The sequence below is a fragment of the uncultured Slackia sp. genome (assembly GCF_944321625.1).
Classification (GTDB): domain Bacteria; phylum Actinomycetota; class Coriobacteriia; order Coriobacteriales; family Eggerthellaceae; genus Slackia.
Genome location: NZ_CALUMA010000021.1, coordinates 75,295 through 91,274, shown reverse-complemented (window position 1 = coordinate 91,274; position 15,980 = coordinate 75,295). Strand labels below are relative to the sequence as shown.

General features: G+C 61.9%; 15 protein-coding genes and 1 other RNA gene. 6 read left to right on the top strand and 10 right to left on the bottom strand.

Annotated features, from left to right (window positions below; all coding sequences use genetic code 11):
* The coding region (gene dnaX / locus Q0J60_RS02005; protein ID WP_294438531.1) for a DNA polymerase III subunit gamma/tau at positions 1-807 on the bottom strand (807 nt) is incomplete at its 3' end.
* Positions 808-1,130: 323 nt separating this feature from the next.
* Here dnaX and Q0J60_RS02000 point away from each other — a divergent pair.
* Positions 1,131-1,439, top strand: coding sequence for a hypothetical protein (locus Q0J60_RS02000; protein WP_294438528.1), 309 nt, complete (start codon positions 1,131-1,133; stop codon positions 1,437-1,439).
* A gap of 306 nt (positions 1,440-1,745) precedes the next feature.
* Here the strand turns inward: Q0J60_RS02000 and Q0J60_RS01995 are convergent, their stop codons facing one another.
* The 6 genes from Q0J60_RS01995 to ffs form a co-directional block, all read right to left on the bottom strand.
* Complete coding sequence (locus Q0J60_RS01995) at positions 1,746-2,222, bottom strand: flavodoxin (RefSeq protein WP_294438527.1); 477 nt, start codon at positions 2,220-2,222, stop codon at positions 1,746-1,748.
* Positions 2,223-2,315: 93 nt separating this feature from the next.
* Positions 2,316-3,035: a carboxymuconolactone decarboxylase family protein gene (locus Q0J60_RS01990; RefSeq protein WP_294438526.1), complete on the bottom strand. Its 720-nt coding sequence runs from the start codon at positions 3,033-3,035 to the stop codon at positions 2,316-2,318.
* Between the two features lie 171 nt (positions 3,036-3,206).
* Positions 3,207-3,638, bottom strand: a complete 432-nt coding sequence (locus tag Q0J60_RS01985) for a cupin domain-containing protein (RefSeq protein WP_294438525.1) — start codon at positions 3,636-3,638, stop codon at positions 3,207-3,209.
* A 123-nt stretch (positions 3,639-3,761) separates the two neighbouring features.
* Positions 3,762-4,325, bottom strand: a complete 564-nt coding sequence (gene yfcE, locus Q0J60_RS01980; protein ID WP_294438523.1) for a phosphodiesterase — start codon at positions 4,323-4,325, stop codon at positions 3,762-3,764.
* Between the two features lie 3 nt (positions 4,326-4,328).
* Positions 4,329-5,030, bottom strand: coding sequence for a VTT domain-containing protein (locus Q0J60_RS01975; protein ID WP_294438521.1), 702 nt, complete (start codon positions 5,028-5,030; stop codon positions 4,329-4,331).
* Between the two features lie 83 nt (positions 5,031-5,113).
* Positions 5,114-5,209: signal recognition particle sRNA small type (ffs, locus tag Q0J60_RS01970), an RNA gene on the bottom strand.
* A gap of 262 nt (positions 5,210-5,471) precedes the next feature.
* On the opposite strand from ffs, the gene Q0J60_RS01965 reads away from it, so the two are divergent.
* The 5 genes from Q0J60_RS01965 (at position 5,472) to Q0J60_RS01945 (ending at position 10,789) form a co-directional block, all read left to right on the top strand.
* A complete protein-coding gene (locus Q0J60_RS01965; protein ID WP_294438519.1) occupies positions 5,472-6,311 on the top strand; it encodes a hypothetical protein in 840 nt (279 codons plus the stop codon).
* A 33-nt stretch (positions 6,312-6,344) separates the two neighbouring features.
* Positions 6,345-7,085, top strand: a complete 741-nt coding sequence (locus tag Q0J60_RS01960) for a molecular chaperone (RefSeq protein WP_294438518.1) — start codon at positions 6,345-6,347, stop codon at positions 7,083-7,085.
* A gap of 55 nt (positions 7,086-7,140) precedes the next feature.
* On the top strand, positions 7,141-7,797 hold the full coding sequence (locus tag Q0J60_RS01955; protein ID WP_294438517.1) for a 4Fe-4S dicluster domain-containing protein: 657 nt from the start codon (positions 7,141-7,143) through the stop codon (positions 7,795-7,797).
* 1 nt (position 7,798) lies between these two features.
* The gene (locus Q0J60_RS01950; RefSeq protein WP_294438516.1) at positions 7,799-8,740 is read left to right on the top strand and encodes a 4Fe-4S binding protein; all 942 of its coding nucleotides are present in this window, start codon (positions 7,799-7,801) and stop codon (positions 8,738-8,740) included.
* A gap of 150 nt (positions 8,741-8,890) precedes the next feature.
* A complete protein-coding gene (locus tag Q0J60_RS01945) occupies positions 8,891-10,789 on the top strand; it encodes a UvrD-helicase domain-containing protein (RefSeq protein ID WP_294438515.1) in 1,899 nt (632 codons plus the stop codon).
* 248 nt (positions 10,790-11,037) lie between these two features.
* On the opposite strand, the gene Q0J60_RS01940 is transcribed toward Q0J60_RS01945, so the two are convergent.
* The 3 genes from Q0J60_RS01940 to Q0J60_RS01930 are packed head-to-tail and all read right to left on the bottom strand — an operon-like array spanning position 11,038 to position 15,764.
* Positions 11,038-11,916, bottom strand: a complete 879-nt coding sequence (locus Q0J60_RS01940) for a DmsC/YnfH family molybdoenzyme membrane anchor subunit (protein WP_294438514.1) — start codon at positions 11,914-11,916, stop codon at positions 11,038-11,040.
* A complete protein-coding gene (locus Q0J60_RS01935; protein WP_123207998.1) occupies positions 11,916-12,596 on the bottom strand; it encodes a 4Fe-4S dicluster domain-containing protein in 681 nt (226 codons plus the stop codon). The genes Q0J60_RS01940 and Q0J60_RS01935 overlap by 1 nt, the downstream gene beginning before the upstream one ends.
* 3 nt (positions 12,597-12,599) lie before the next feature.
* On the bottom strand, positions 12,600-15,764 hold the full coding sequence (locus Q0J60_RS01930) for a molybdopterin-dependent oxidoreductase (RefSeq protein WP_294438513.1): 3,165 nt from the start codon (positions 15,762-15,764) through the stop codon (positions 12,600-12,602).
* Positions 15,765-15,980: the final 216 nt, after the last annotated feature.

The window sequence follows — 15,980 nt, the reverse complement described above, 5'->3', positions numbered from 1 at the left end:
GGCCGTCCACGTGAAGCACGCCGCCACATCGCGCGTGCCCACGGCGCGCATGATCTCGCCCATGTCGCTCACGTCGACCGAGCCGAGCAGGCGCTCCGCCACCTCGAGCGTGACCTTCCCCTCGCCGAACGCGATGAGCTGCTCGAGCGAGGTGAGCGCGTTGCGCATGCCGCCGTCGGCCCGATAGGCCACCAGCTCCAGCGCATCGCCTTCGAACTCCACGCCCTCGGCCACGCAGATGGCGCCGAGGCGCGAGACGATGGCCTCGTTCGAGATGCGGCGGAAATCGAAGCGCTGGCAGCGCGAGTGGATGGTTTCGGGCACCTTCTGCGGATCGGTGGTGCACAGGATGAACACCACGTGGTCAGGCGGCTCTTCCAGCGTCTTGAGCAGCGCGTTGAACGCCGCCGTAGACAGCATGTGGACCTCGTCGATGATATAGATCTTGTAGCGGCCGCGCGTGGGGGCGTACTGCACGCGCCCGATGATCTCCTCACGGACGTTTTCCACGCCGGTGCGGCTTGCGGCGTCCATCTCGTTCACATCGGGGTGCGTCCCGTCGGCGATGGCCAGGCACTGCTCGCACGTGCCGTCGGGCGAGGGCGTGGGGCCATGGTCGCACAGCAGCGCCTTGGCAAGCAGGCGCGCCGTAGTGGTCTTGCCCGTGCCGCGCGGACCGCAGAACAGATACGCGTGGCTCACCTTATCCGACTCGATGGCGTTTTTGAGCGTGCGTTCAATGTGGGTTTGCCCCACCACATCTTCGAACGTCTGCGGACGATATTTCCTATACAAAGCCTCGGACATGCATGCCACCTTTTCTTGCGTGCTCACAAGCAGAGACGATGCGCCGCAGGACCGCACCCCGTAACGTGCAAGCCCCTGCACCCGCAGGCGCACGCGCGCGAATCGTCTTTCAGACTATCCTTGTCATGGTACCGCACTCTCGCCCAACCGCCGCGCGCATTCCGCCTCGAAGCAGGGTTATTCCATCGCGCCGCCAATGGACCCGTCCGCCGCCACATTCAACCCCTCATTGAATCTGCCCCACTTCGACGGAGCATCAGCGGTTGATACTATATACATTGCGACATGCAGACCATCCTCTCGCACGAAAGGACCCCCCCCCCATGGACATTCAGAGCATCATCGGACAGGTGACCGAATCGCTGGGCGCTGCGCCCGAAAAGGCCCAGGACTTCCTGGCCGACCCCAAGGCCGCCATCGAAGAGCTCACCGGCCAGACGCTGGGCGAAGGAGACATCGCCGAAATCGTCAGCGGCGTGAAGGACAAGATTGCCGGCGGCGACCTTGACCTGGGCAGCATCGCCGAAGGCCTCGACCTCGGTTCCATCACCGAGAACCTGGGCGGCGTGCTGGAAAACACTCCGCTCGGCGGTATCGCCGAGGGCCTGGGCGGCCTGTTCGGCAAGAAGTAGGACATCCCACTTCGACAATTCACAACTCGAAGCACGACACAGGCCCCGATTCGCGCAGACGCATACGAATCGGGGCCATTTCGCATCCTTTTCCGCACCGCCGATGCAACAAATCGCGATACGGTGCAGTTTTTCAAAAGGCGCGCAAGAAGACCAGCAACATGAGCTTCGTTTTACCAGGACAGAGCGGCCCACTATTCTTGCCTACTCTGTCCCCCTCTTAAAAACTGCACCGTATCGCAATCTATTTCCAGCCAATCCGAGCCAGTAGCTATCCCGGTCCAGGCAAATGACTCACAACCGTCGTTACAGCCCCAGGCTCTCCACCCACTTTGCCACCGCGGCATCACTTGCGCCGTTGAGTACTTTGCCGTCGATCCAGTTGACGTCGACGGACGTAAGAGCTTGCAGGTCAGACGTGGTGCCGCCCATAGAGCTTCCGCCCGATGTGGCAAACGTCACCACGGTCTTGCCGGAAAGCCCCGCCTGTTCGACAAACGCCCAGATGATATGCGGCGCGGTATACCACCAGATAGGAAAGCCGATAAACACCGTATCGTAGCTGGACACGTCGGGCAGCTCCGCAATCTCGGGGCGCGAGGCGCGGTCGTTCATCTCCACGCTGCTGCGGCTTTTCACGTCATGCCAGTTCAAATCGGCCGACGTGTAGGGCGCCGAAGGGTGAATCTCAAACAGGTCGCCGCCCGTCGCCTTCGCAACCTTCTCTGCCAAACGCTCCGTGGTTCCCGTAGCGGAGAAATATGCAACCAGCGCTTTACTCATAATCGTTCCTTTCATTTGAGGAATGCGGCTCAATCTGGCGTCGCACACTAAAACTTGCGCGGTGGCAACCATCGCCCGAGAGAGCCGCCCTTGCTATTCCGTAGCCTTCGCCGCTGCATCGATGCACGCGAGCCCGTTCAAGCTGCGAGGATACCCGATATACGGCAGAATCTGGTGAATCACGGCATACAGGAATTCCTTGCTGTTGCCCATGCTCAGATTGCCGCCCGCATGCGCCGTGGCCTGCGGGTCGCAGCCGCCCTGCGCCACCAGGTAACACAGCGTAATCATCTCGCGCTCAGCAAGCGTGAGCCCCTCGCGTGTGTAATAGTCGCCGAAGCAGTTGGCCGCCAGCCAGCGATTCACTGTCGCACGCTCGGCCGGGCCATTCTTCCAGCTTTCGCGCATACCTTCGCCGAAAATCTCGATCTGGCAGGCGTTGCCCTTTTCAAGCCGGTCATCGGTAGTCACGGTCGCCCTCTTTGCGCCGCGATCAAGCGGAATGTCCGCCGCGTCAAACGCCCCGTTCATCGCAGCCACGAACGGGGCCACACGTCCAAGTCCTAAGTAGTCGGTAGCCTGATAGACCACCTCTTCCACCTCGGCTGGCGTCACGCCATCAACAAGGGCGTCCGCAACTTCCGCGCGAAACGCATCCACGCCCTGGCACCCCAGAAGTGCCGCCATAATCGCAAGATGACGCGTGCGTTCAGGCAGCCTCACCGTTTCCTCTTCCTTCGCCTCGTTGAGAAAAGACTCGACGATCGCAACGTATTCGGGATTTGTCACTTTGAACTCATCCGTAATGGGCATACCGAAAGCTCCTCTCGCCCGTGTGCACCTCGCGCCTGTGCATCCTTCGTGCGCAAGAAGTGCAAGCGGTCGATTCCACCAAACTACGGGACGACCGGCGCATCCCTTGCGCGAGGCGCGCAAAGCGGGCCCGCGAGAATTCTTTCCGCGGGCCCGCGCTTTTATCTTGATTTATTCCAGCGCACCGTATTGCGCATCGTCCACCGGCTCCAGCCATTCGTTCGTGGCGCCCTCAACCGGTTCCGAGAACGCGATATGGCTGAACCAGCTGTCGGCGGCGGCACCGTGCCAATGCTTGACCTCGGGCGGAATGTTCACCACATCACCCGGCTTGAGCTCCTGCGCGGGCTTGCCCCACTCCTGGTACCAGCCGCGACCGCCCACCACGATGAGAATTTGGCCTGCACCATGATGCACGTGCCAATTGTTGCGGCAGCCCGGCTCGAACGTCACGTTGGACACGAACACGCGCTCAGTGGTCAGCGGCGCCAGATAGCTTTGCCCGATGAAATACTGCGCATACGCATCGTTCGGCTCACCGATGGGAAACACCATTGACTCACCCAGGCTCGTCTTCGCCTCGGCAATCTTCTTTTCGTCCATATTCGCCCTCTTTCGTCGACGCTTTCCCTTTACGAAAGAGAGCATACTCCCTTGAGTGAACTCTAACTCAAGCAAAAATTTTCCGCGCTATTCATTTTTGACACACGAACGCACAGCAAAACGTTACTGAAGCACAATATGGCTGAAAGCCTCTTCGATGGGCGCGCCGCTCACGTACCGCCCCAGGCTATGCGTCCCGTCTTTGGGAATAGAGAGGCTTCCCGGATTGAACGCCCACACGCCAGGATGCGTCGGGGCGGCCTCGTTCACCTTTATATGAGTATGACCGAACACCACGGCAGACCCCTCGGGCAGCATCGGAAGCGCATCAACGCTGTTGTGGAAACCTGCACCATGAACATGTCCATGCGTGAAAAACAGCGTGCGACCCGCGTCATCCACAAGCTGTGCGAAGTCGGCCATACAAGGAAAGTTCAACACCATCTGATCGACTTCGGCATCGCAGTTGCCGCGCACGGCCAGCAAACGCCCCGATGCCGCCAGCCCATTGAGAATCTCGGCCACGCGCATGGGGTCATAGCCCTGCGGCAACGCATTGCGCGGACCATGGTAGAGAAGATCACCCAAAAGAACGATGCGATCAGGCCGCAGACGCTCCGCCTCGTCAGCCAAGCGTTGCGCCCAAGAAGCGGAGCCATGAATGTCAGATGCGATAAGAACCTTCATGGTCTATTTTGCATGCTTCCCGCGCGGAGCATCCTCGGCAGAATCGCTCGCCTTGCTTTTACGCGAAGCCATGGCCGCCTTCACGGCGCCGATGACCGCAGGCGCCACCGACACCGCCACGATGCCCAACACGATGACCTCGAAATGCTCCTGCACGAACGGGATGCCGCCGAAGAAGTAGCCCACGAACACGAACAGGCTCACCCACGAGATACCGCCGATGGCGTTGAACAGCGTGAACTTGGCGAAGTTCATATGGCCCGTGCCGGCGATGAACGGGGCAAATGTGCGGAAGAACGGCATGAAGCGCGTGATGACGATGGTCAAGCCGCCGTACTTCTCAAAGAAGTGGTCCAGCTTGGCCATACGCTCGGGCGTGAGCGCCTTCACTTTGCCGGAGTCTATGATGCGGCTGCCGAACAAGCGCGCGATCCAATAGTTGGACGTGTTGCCCAAAATGGCGGCGGCCACGAACACGAGCCAGGTCACGCCAACATGCAGCCCGCCGCCGGGCGCCGAGAACACGCCCGCCGCGAACAGCAGCGAATCGCCCGGCAAGAACGGAAAGAACACCAGGCCCGTTTCCACGAACACGATGAGGAACAGCGGCGTGTACACCCAGATGGGGCCTAGCGTCATGATCCATCCCGCGATAGCACCGCGCGGGTCGGAAAGAAGGTCGACGAAGAACTGAATGATTTCCAAAGCGGGCCTTTCTCGCAGCCAACCTGCAGCCGAATTGCGTGCATATATGCAACGCGCCGGCCAAAACGGTCGGCGCGAAAATGCCTTGAGTGGGATTGGGCGCTCGTCAGAGGCCCCTTATGGCTGCTACCTCCCGGTCCTGACCAGGTTCGGAACGTGGCGCCGCCCAAGCCCACTCAAGGCATTGGTAAATTGCAGCGGAAAGTATAGCGGACGCACGCGCGCATACGTGCCCTCGACGCCATCCGTAACCAAAAGCACACACGGCCGTGGCGTTTTCCATTGACACCGCACCTCCCTGACTTTACTATTCTCGGTGGGGGAAATACGTGAGCGGCATTCTCGCTCAGCAATCGTTTGCATACGGAACGAATCCGTCATGGATTCGCGGGCTTTTATGCCCTGGAACCGTACGACGATGCAGAGATGAGGTCGCGCCATATGGCACAGCACGATTCAACCGACTTCTTGATCGACGACTCCGATCTGGAGTCCTTCGACCCCCTAGCTGACTTCGAGGCAGACGAGGAAATCGACGACATCCCTATCGAAAGCGGTCTGTTCGACCCGCAGGATGCCGGATTCCCCGATGCCAAAACCCTTGCCGAAGACACCGAGAAAGCACAGCTGCAGCCTGCCGAGGTGCGCACCGCCGACCTCATGGACGCCATGAAGAACCAGCGCAGCGTGCTTCTGGGCATTCTCGATTTCGTCCAAGAGCTCCGCACCGATGAAGACACGGTCGCGCTCATCACAGAGTTCAAGAAGGACAATTACTCGGTGTATTCCCCCGACAACTTCTGCCTCCTGCTGCGTCGCGCGGGCGCCATCGAGCGCGTGACCGCCGACGGCACGAGCTTCGAGGGCGTCGTGCTCGAGCCCAACCGCGTCGTCATCGACGGCGCCGAATTCTGGGAGCCCGCCGATCAGCCCGAGCTTTTCTGGTCCATTACCCCAGTAGGCCAGGCGGCGCTGGACAGCTTCCAACCGCGTACCCTCATCCGCCAGGCACTCGAGGCCGAGCCCGAATACCGCAGCATCTACCGCACGATCATCGAGCGCATCGACTGCGAAGAAGGCGCCGACCAGAAGGCCCTTTCCAAGATGTATGACAACAAGCCCGTGGTGGAAAAGCCTCGCCTCTTTGTCGAGCGCTTCATCAACCACCTCTCCGAAGCGGGCGCAATCGCGTGGAAGGACAAGGCATGGAGGCTCACCGAGCCCGGCCGCGAGGCGTATGCGGTGCTCGACGAGCTTGATAAAGCCGCTTCCGACGAATAGCGCACGACCCTGATTCCAATAGAGGAGGCCACCATGGCTGAAGATATCATCGCAAACGAAGCGCCCGAGCTCGAAGAGCCCCTGAGCGAGGAAGAGGCGCTCAAGCAGAACCTGATCAACCTGTGCGAAAACCGCAGCGCAACCTACGGATTCCTCTCGCGCCTGTATCGCGTGGAAATCGACCAGGCGCTGCTGGACACCATGCACGCCACGCGCTACCCCGCCGCCACCGGCAACCCCGACGCCGACGAGGGCTACTATCTGATCGCCAAGTCGCTCAGCAACCTGACGCCCAGCGCCCTGACCGAGCTGGCGGTCGACTATTCGCGCACGTTCATCGGCAACTCCAACGACATGAGCGGCGCGGCGTTTCCGTACGAGTCGTTCTACACCTCGGAGAAGCACCTGCTCATGCAGGCGGCGCGCGACGAGGTGCTGGCGATCTACCGCGCATACGGCTACGACAAGAGCGAAACCTGGGCGGAATCCGAGGACCACGCCGCCGTGGAGCTCGAGTTCATGCAGCTCATGAGCCATCGCGTGGCCAACGCCGTGCGCAAAGACCGCCTCGATGCGGCATACAAGATGCTTGCGGTGCAGCAGGGTTTCTTGAGCGAGCACATGCTCACCTGGATACCCATGCTCACCAGCGATATGCAGAAGTTCACCAAGACCATGATGTACAAGGGCCTCGCCCTTCTGACCATCGGGTTCTTGGAGACCGAGCGTGAATTCCTGGACGACGTGCTGGCCGACGCGAACAAGGACGAATAGCCCGACCAGCTGACCGTAGCGTGAGCAAGGTACCAAGAGGACGAAAAGAGCAGCCATGTCACACGAAGAGAAGCACGGAGCATCATCGGAGAAAACCTACGCCGGTATGACGCGCCGCACGCTGTGCCTGGGCGCAGGAGGCGCCGCCGTCATGCTTGCGATCGGAGGCGTGGGAGCGATTCCCGCCCAGGCGGTGGTGAGACCGCCCGGCGGACAGGACGAGGGCGATTTCATATCGAAGTGCATTCGCTGCAACGAGTGCGCCGAGGTGTGCCCTCACCACATTATCAGGCCCGCCCATCTCGAAAGCGGCATCCTGAACTTCCGCGCGCCCACGCTGAACTTCGACAACGCCTATTGCGACTGGTGCGCCGAGGACAACGGCGGCGTACCCCTGTGCGTGGAGATGTGCCCCACGCAGGCGCTCATCACGCCCGAAGGCGCGACGTTCGAGAACACCATCCTCGGCGTGGCCGAAATCAACACCACCACGTGCCTCGCCTACCGCCTGACCGGATGCCGCGACTGCGTGGATGCCTGCCCCCTCGAGGCCATCTCGCTTGATTCCGAGAACCGCCCCGTGGTCGACACCGCCCTGTGCAACGGCTGTGGCGCCTGCGAGGCCGCATGCGTGTCGCTCCAGGCCGGCTCGGTGGTGAGCTCCACCGACGAACGCGCCATCAAAGTCCGCCCCGTCGCGAAGGAGGCGTAGCATGTCGAAGAAATTGCGCATCGCCATCCCCATCATCGTCATGGCCATGCTCGCCGTGGCCTACGCGCTCCATCTGCCCCTGGGATCGCTTTCCAACTTCGGATGGGAAACCATCTCGGTGCTGTGCCCGCTTGGCGCCCTCACCACGATGCTCGCGTCCAAGACGCTTATCCCGCACGCGTTGATCTCGCTGGTCATCGCGGTCGTGGCCATTCTGCTTTTGGGCCGCGCGTTCTGCGGATGGATTTGCCCTACGCCCGTTCTTTCGCGCCTGCGCTATGCGTTCACCAGCAAATCCAAGCTCAAGGCAAAGGAGGAGGTAGCTGCCGCGCAAGACAACGCCGGCCAATCCTCCGATAAGATCGAGCTCACCGATGCCGACCGCGCCCTGCTGAAGAGCGCCTGCCGCGGCCACGGCTCCTGTGCCTCCAAAGGCACGCTCGATTCGCGCCACCTGGTGCTGGGCGGCACGCTGCTTTCCGCGGCCATCTTCGGATTCCCGGTATTCTGCCTCATCTGCCCCATCGGCCTGACGTTCGCGACCATCGTGCTGCTGATGCTGCTGTTCGGCGTGGGCGATTTGACCCTCGGCGTCATCGTCGCGCCCATCATCCTGCTCATCGAGGTCGTGTTCTTCCGCAAGTGGTGCTCGCACATCTGCCCGCTGTCGGCCATCATGAGCCTGGTGGGCAAGGCCAACCGCACCTTCGTGCCCACCATCGACGACTCCAAGTGCCTCGAGACCAGCAAGGGCGTCGCATGCGGCAAGTGCAGCCAAGTGTGCGAAGTGAAAATCGACCCGCGCCATCCTGAACTCGGCTCGCACATGAGCGAATGCATCAAGTGCCGCGCCTGCGTGGAGGCCTGCCCCGGCCACGCCATCTCGATGCCGCTGATCGCCCGCGCAAAGAAGCTCGAAGCGGGCGACGTAACTGAGCAATAGCCGCTACCCCGGCGACCTGACCACCACCTGTCGGAACCGCCTCCTCCCTCCCTTTGGGCGGTTCCGACTCCTGGTGGAAGCCGGCTCATGCCAGCCGTTTTCCACCAGGAGATTCTTCAGGCAAGCACGACAACGAAAGGAACCTCCACCGTGACATTCGATTTTCCTCAGACCCCTCAGGCACGCATGATCTGCGGCGGCCCTCGTACCGGCAAGACGCATCGACTGGTCGAGCACGCAGCCAAGCTCGTCAGCGACGGGGTCTCTCCGCGTGACATCATCGTATTCGCGGCCACGCCCGATGCGGTCGACGCCATGCGTCGCAGGCTCGCCCGTGCGAACGAAGCGCTCACAGACGTCGACGTCATGACGGTGCGCGAATTCGTCATGGGCGTGCTCTCATCTCCCGAAGCACGCGAGCTCACGGGGCGCGAGCCGCGCGTGCTGGACGGCTACGAGGTCAGCTTCCTTTTGGAGGACATGAAGCGCACGGGCATTCGCCCCAAGCGCATCAAGGGCATGCTAGGCTTTTTCTATCGGTGCTATACCGAGCTTGAAAACATCATCGACCCCGAATGGCTTGAGCTCAAGGAGGAGGTCGAGGCGCATACCCGTCTGACCATGCTGCTGGACAGCCAGAAAGCCTACCTTGAAGCCGAGCTGTCCAACGCCGCCTATCGCACGCTGTCAAGCGACGAGAGCGTTCTGGCGAGCTTCAAGAAAGCCCACGTCATCGTCGACGACTACCAGACGCTGAGCAAAGCCTCCCAGGTGGTGGCCAACCTCATCGCATCCGAATCCATCTGCATCGCGGGCGACCCGGGCCCATGCGTCCAGGCATTCGAATCGTACCCGTACGTTGCCGGCATAGGGGAATTCGCAAATGCCCTGCCCCATGCGTCGCGCGAGAATCTTGACGAAGCGCACATGGGCGCCGACAGGCTTTCCGCCATCCAGACGCTTTACGGCCATGCCGAGCTCGCCCTCGAGAAGGACGGAGCGAAAGCATACGCACCCACCACGGCGCAGGGGAACGACGCCTTCGAAATCCGTGAATGCCTGAACCCCGATGACGAACTGACCCAGGTACGTGATTGGATCTGCGCTCAGATTGACGAAGGAACTGACGCGCAAGACATCGCCGTAATCGTTCCCGGCACCATTTGGGAGCGCCGCGTCGCGAAGGCGCTGTGCGAGGCGAACATCGCCACGCGTCCTCAGAGTGCAGCGTTCGCCACGGGCGGCGACATCCGCTACGAAGACGCCTGCCGTCCGGCGCGCGTGCTCTGCCTGCTTTCCCTCGCCGCGAACCCCGATGACGAGGCATCGCTGCGCGCTTGGTGCGGGTTCGGGGAATACACGGTCAACGCCCAGGTGTTCGACGAGATTCGCGAGATTTGCGCACGCGAGGGAAGCACCCTCCGCGAGACGCTCACCGCCATGGCACACGGCATGGTCGGCGCCGATTCGTTCCAATTCGCAAGCGAGGCCGAAACCGTAGTGCGTGCCTATGAAGAGCTGGGGCATCATCTGGAAACGCTTGCTGGACTCAAAGGCAAGGCCCTCGTCACTCGCGTTTTGGGGCTTATCTACCAGGAGGAACGCCCAAGCCTTCCCCTAAGCCTCGCCCATGCCCTCTCGCTTGCCAACGAAGACGACGATGCCGCTTCGCTGTACGCCAAAATCGCCCGCATGCGTCTGTTCCCACGCCTCCCTGAAGGAGACGGCGTGCGCATCATGCGCGCAGACGCCTGCTGCGGCGTGGAGGCGAAGGCGGTTGCCGTCATGGGCGTCGTGAACGGATTCACGCCGCCGCACAAGGCCTTCGACACCGTCGCCGTAGCGCCCGACCGCGCCGAGGCCATGCGCTCCCGTGCAGCACGCGAACTCATCGTTTCCATGGGCCTGGCGAGCGATGCCACGCTTGTCACCTACTTCACCGAAGTGCCCTACCGCGAAGCCGAGAAGCTCGACCTGAAGGTGGAGCGCATCTTCATCAAAGACGGCCTGCGCAGGGCGCGCGTGGCAAAGAGCATCTTGCTCGACTGATGCACCAAGCCTGCGTGCGAACGCCCCAAGGCGCCCCGCACGCAGCATGAGCCCTGTGGCTGCCGCCTCATGCGGTCGCAGGGCACCCCTCCCGAGGGACAAAAAAACGTCCTTCGAGGATGCGATTCGCCGTTTGCATACGGGGGTTGGGGGAAACGAGTCGCATCCTCGAAGGACGTTTTTCTTTTGCCGCCCTCATGCGAGGCGGCGTCCTGCGCCGACATGCGCCGGCGCAGGACTTGCGTTCATTAGTAGAACATGAACAGGTGCACGCCGGAGATGTAGAACACAACGCGCAGGCACACGACGCCGATGACGGCGGCGATGAGCGCTACGGCGGCCCACATCTTCCAGTTGCCCTTCTTGGTGCCCATGAAGCAGGCAACAATCGGAACCAGAATTCCGATAACGATGACGCCAATCCACATGATCATGGCCGCGTCACCCGTGAACGGGTTGATGTTGACGGCGGCGATGGACTGCGTGGGATGGGTCAGGTCGTACCATGCGCCCACCTGCGACAGGCTGTTGCTGGCGAACGTCACCGACACGGCGGCGGCAATCGAGCACACCGCGTTGACGATGGAGCCGATGAAGGCGAATCCGCCAGGCGCCTTGACCTCGTCGTCGGACTCGCCGGTCAGCGTCATGACGACGGCAACGGTGGCGGGTCCAAGGATGCAGGCCTCGCCCAGAAGGGCGATGGGCCACAGGAACGTGTTCCAAGCGGGAACGGCTTCCATCTGGTACGAATGGCCCGAGATCAGGACCAGCAGGATGGAGGCAACGATGCCGAGGACGGCAATCCACTTGGGAACCTGATTGTCGTTGCGGCGCAGCAGCGCCAGATACACCACGGCGATGATGGCCAGGACCACGATGATGATGAACTCCTGGGTGATGCCGGAGGTGATGTGGCCGAAGCCGTTGAAGATGCGCGTCCAGTGCTGCAGGTGCAGGAACACGGCGATGCCGCCGATGACCAGCAGGACCGCGGAAGTGATCCAGCAGGCCATCTGGGATTTAGCAGCCTTGCCCTGGAATGCGAGCACGCACTGGGTCGCAAACGTGCCGGCGCACCACGCCATGAAAGTGGTGAAAAGAATCAGTGGCCATTGAAGTTCCATTATTCCCCACCCTTCCATTCTCTATCGCGCAGCACGTACACGAAGCTCGGGTCGTTGCCGGCGTTGGGCAGGTGATGGACCTCGGTGTTGGGGTCGTACTCCTTGCCGAGCTCGCCGAACGTGATGCGGTTGCCGGTATACAGTTGGTCGTAGGACGCCTCAGCGTTGTCGCGGTTGGGGTCGTACTCGATATTGGGGGCCTCGAACGTCTCGATGCCCTTGTCCAAATCGCCGAAGAAACGGGCGCGACCGCCGCACTGGGCGACGCACTGGGGCAGGCCGCCCTGAGACGTGACCTGCTCGCAGAGGGTGCACTTCTCCACGACGCGTTCCTCTTCGTTGAGGTAGCGCACGCCGTAGGGGCACGCCATGACGCAGAACTGGCAGCCGATGCACTTGGACTTGTCAATCTGCACGGTGCCGTCTTCGGTGATGTGCGATGCCTGGGTGGGGCACACCTTGACGCATTCGGGGTTCTCGCAATGCTGGCACTGCGTGGGCAGGTAGTACATCGTCACGTCATTGGGGGTCTGGTAGTCGGCCTTCTTGAAGGGACCGATGCGCAGGACCTTGATCCAGTAGTTGCCGATGGGCACGTTGTTGATGGCCTTGCAGGAGACCATGCACGACATGCAGCCGACGCAGCGGTTCAGATCGGTCAGAATCGCGTAATGGGTCATCGCCTATTCCTCCTCTCGAATGTCGTAGTCGGGCAGCCATTCCTTCAGGCGAGGATCGGTGCAATCCCAGATGATCTCGGTGCCGTCCTCGGTAGCGCACGGGATGGGGTTACCGTTGGGGCTGTTCTCGGGAGTGGCCTTGTAGATCTTGCAGCGCACGCCGCGCATGTGGGTGGACGAGATGAACTTGTCGCCGCCCTCGGGATCCCACAGGCACTCGGCGTTGACCAGGTCGAAGCCGTGCGTCGGAGCGGGCAGCTCGGGGAACCACCAGCCGTGCTCGGCGTTCGCCCAGCCAGGAGCGATGCCTTCGTAGATGTCCACGCACTCGCGGATGGGCTTGCAGTACTTCTTGCCCAGCTCGGAGTGGGGCTCGACCTCGATCCAGGCCCAGTCGCCCTGCTTGAGGCCCAAGGCCTCGGCGTCGGCGGGGTTGAGCTCCAGGCGAGGAACCGGCCACAGCTCGCGGCACCACGGCAGCTGGCGATGCTCGGAGTGGAAGTACACGGGGATACGGCGTCCGGTGGTCAGAATGATCGGGTAATTCTGCTTGGACTCCTCGGAATCCCACTCGCCGCCGGGGGCGGTGCGGCAGGGCTCGAAGTTGGGCATCATTTCCTTGACGACGTCAAACTTGCCGGGCTCGAACTCGTTGGCCTTGTCGATGCAGTAGGTCTCGAACATCATCGGCCAGAACTCCACCAGGCCCGAAGGCGTGGGGCAGCCGAAGTTGGCGTCGGTGGGCTGACCCTTTTCATCGACCGACCACGGGGCGGCCGTGCAGGCGTCCTTGCCCATGCGCATCCAGCCGGTCTCGAAACGACGATAGGTGCCCCAGCGATTGGGCTCGAGAACCTTGGCGTTCCACCAGCCATGCTCCTGGAAGTCGTTGTAGAAGTCCTCCCAGTGCTCCCACTTGCATCCGGGGTAACGGGTGTTGAAGCCGTTGACCTCGTTATGAGCCTGGAACCAATCCTCGAGGCGCTCATCGGAGCTGTAGGCGCCGGGGGCGTCGCCGGCGATGTTGGTCCAGGTGCCGTTGATGTTGCCTTCCTTCTCGAAGGCCTCGAACAGCAGGCGGTTCACGTCGTAGTCGAACTTGACGTCCTTCGGCGGATCGACCGCGCGGCACGTGCATCCGATGCCGCCGGAAGCGCCCTGCGACACGCGGATGTTGTTGATCTCCAGCCAGTGCGCCACAGGCAGGCAGATGTCGGCTACCTCGGTGGAGGGATGATGGAACATGTTCAGGTCAACCCAGAAGTCCAGCGTCTTCAGAGCCTCCCACGCGAAGTTGGCGTTGCCCTCGTTCATGAACGAGCCAGCCTCGTTGATGCCGACGCGAATCGGGTAGGGATCGCCGTCGAGAATCGCGTTGTAGGTGCTTACGACGTCGCTCCATTCGTTGTACACGGAGAGGAGCGGGTACTTGTCGTTGCCCACCATGTTGTTGTAGCACTCGTACTGATCGGGGATGTTCGTGGGGTCGATCTCCTCGTCCGGATAGTACGGAAGCGGCGTGCCCAGACCCTTGAGCTGCTTCTTGACGCTCTGGGGCATGTTGGAGCCGGGAGCGGCGGTCGCCTGCTCGTCAACGGGGGTGCGGGACAGGCCGCGGTTGCCGGCGGGGCCGTCGAAGTTGCCCGTAGTGTAGGACAGGTTCAGGACCGCGCGCACCGTCTGGGTGCAGTTGCCTTCCTGGTCGGGCGACAGGTTCAGGTGAATGCCGCCGTTGCCGTAGTTCTGGCCCTCAGGACGGGTGGCCCACACGAGGCAGGCTTCCTCGATCATCTGCGGGTCGAGCTTGGTGATCTCGGCGCACCAATCAATGGTGCAATCCTTGACGGAGTCGACCAGGTACGACCACACGGGGCGAACCGTGTGCTTGGTGCCGTCGGCCAGCGTGACCTCGTGGCTGCCGGTCATATCGAAGTCGATGTCGGCTTCTTCCAGCTCATGATAGGAAATCGGAGGCAGGTAGCCTTCCTGCGAGGTGCCTTCGTAGACGACTTCCATCTCATCGCGCGAGGGAGCGGTGTGATGGCAGCCTTCCCACTGAGTGGTATCGGTATCCCAATACACCAGGCCGCCCTTGCCGTTGTTGGCCTTCTTGTTCCACGCATAGAACCTGCGGCAGCTGCCGCCTTCCTTCATGTCGCTTTCCTTGAGCAGGCGGGTCTTGAGCTTGTCGCCCGTCAGGTCAGGAGCGGCGTTGACCGGCGTGGAAAGCGTGAAGTAACGGCCGCCCGTGGGCTCCATGTCCTCGCACACGAGGATGGGAGCGTTGGTCCAGCGCTTGACGAACTCCCAGTCGACCAGATCGTTGTCGATGATGATCTTCTGCCAGCACAGCGCCAGCGCGCAGTCGGTGCCGGGCTCCAGGTTCAGCCAGTAGTCGGCTTCCTTGCCCGAGCCGGACAGACGCGGGTCGATGCAGATGTGCACATCGGCGGAGGTCATCTTGTCGACGATGTTGCGGCACGAGTCGTCGTAGTTTGAGTTCTCAGGCGCGGTGCCCCACTGCACGTACACGCGCGGGCCATCGCGGAGAGCGAACCACGGCGCGCCGTCGATGGAGGTGATCCAACCCATCAGACGACGTGGACCCTTGCAGATGGACGATGCCACGCGAGCGTTGGGGCTGTCGAACAGCCACTTATAGAACGCGTAGGGGCCGTACACCCACTGGCGCGAGGTACCGCACATGCCGAAGCAGCCCTGGCCGCCGTACTGCTGGATGGACTCGTTGAACTTCTTGCCGATGGTGGACATCGCCTCGTCCCAGGTGATGCGCTGCCAACCGGGATCCTCTCCCTTAGGATTGGTGCGCTTGACCGGGTGGTAGATGCGCGCAGGATGGTAGCAAGCCTGCAGCGACGCCTGGCCCTTGGAGCAATGGTTACCCGACGACTGGAACGACGACTGGTCGCCTTCGGTCCTGATGACGCGGCCGTCTTGGACGGTTACCCAAACGCCGCATTCCATCTTGCCGCAGCCGCGGCAGCAGGAACGGATTCGCTTGACTTCGCCGGCCTGCGCTACGGCTTCGCTCGTATCGGTCTCGGTCAGCGTGGAGCAGCCCGTCACTGCGCTGCTGAGCGCGGCGGCGGCAAGCGTCACGGCAGACAGCTTCGCGAACGAGCGACGCGTCATGGTACGTTTACCCATCATTCCCCCTTCACTTGTCTTAGAGCTCCTCTACTTTCCGGAGACGGAACCTCGAAGACCGCACGCCGCCTAAACGCAGGCGTTTTGCCCAAGAGCGCCGCACGCGATGGGTGACATGCCGATCGACGCTCCGTATCCCCCTGCCGATTGCGCGCGAGCAATGCGCGTAATCCAACGGTTCGATTGTGGAGGAATCAAGGAGGCAATCCATCATGC

What these genes read in the sequence shown, in the direction of transcription:
- Q0J60_RS02000 (WP_294438528.1), top strand. Translation starts at nt 1,131, where the DNA reads ATGGACATTCAGAGCATCATCGGACAGGTGACCGAATCGCTGGGCGCT.
- Q0J60_RS01995 (WP_294438527.1), bottom strand. Translation starts at nt 2,222, where the DNA reads ATGAGTAAAGCGCTGGTTGCATATTTCTCCGCTACGGGAACCACGGAG.
- Q0J60_RS01990 (WP_294438526.1), bottom strand. Translation starts at nt 3,035, where the DNA reads ATGCCCATTACGGATGAGTTCAAAGTGACAAATCCCGAATACGTTGCG.
- Q0J60_RS01985 (WP_294438525.1), bottom strand. Translation starts at nt 3,638, where the DNA reads ATGGACGAAAAGAAGATTGCCGAGGCGAAGACGAGCCTGGGTGAGTCA.
- yfcE (WP_294438523.1), bottom strand. Translation starts at nt 4,325, where the DNA reads ATGAAGGTTCTTATCGCATCTGACATTCATGGCTCCGCTTCTTGGGCG.
- Q0J60_RS01965 (WP_294438519.1), top strand. Translation starts at nt 5,472, where the DNA reads ATGGCACAGCACGATTCAACCGACTTCTTGATCGACGACTCCGATCTG.
- Q0J60_RS01960 (WP_294438518.1), top strand. Translation starts at nt 6,345, where the DNA reads ATGGCTGAAGATATCATCGCAAACGAAGCGCCCGAGCTCGAAGAGCCC.
- Q0J60_RS01955 (WP_294438517.1), top strand. Translation starts at nt 7,141, where the DNA reads ATGTCACACGAAGAGAAGCACGGAGCATCATCGGAGAAAACCTACGCC.
- Q0J60_RS01950 (WP_294438516.1), top strand. Translation starts at nt 7,799, where the DNA reads ATGTCGAAGAAATTGCGCATCGCCATCCCCATCATCGTCATGGCCATG.
- Q0J60_RS01940 (WP_294438514.1), bottom strand. Translation starts at nt 11,916, where the DNA reads ATGGAACTTCAATGGCCACTGATTCTTTTCACCACTTTCATGGCGTGG.
- Q0J60_RS01935 (WP_123207998.1), bottom strand. Translation starts at nt 12,596, where the DNA reads ATGACCCATTACGCGATTCTGACCGATCTGAACCGCTGCGTCGGCTGC.
- Q0J60_RS01930 (WP_294438513.1), bottom strand. Translation starts at nt 15,764, where the DNA reads ATGGGTAAACGTACCATGACGCGTCGCTCGTTCGCGAAGCTGTCTGCC.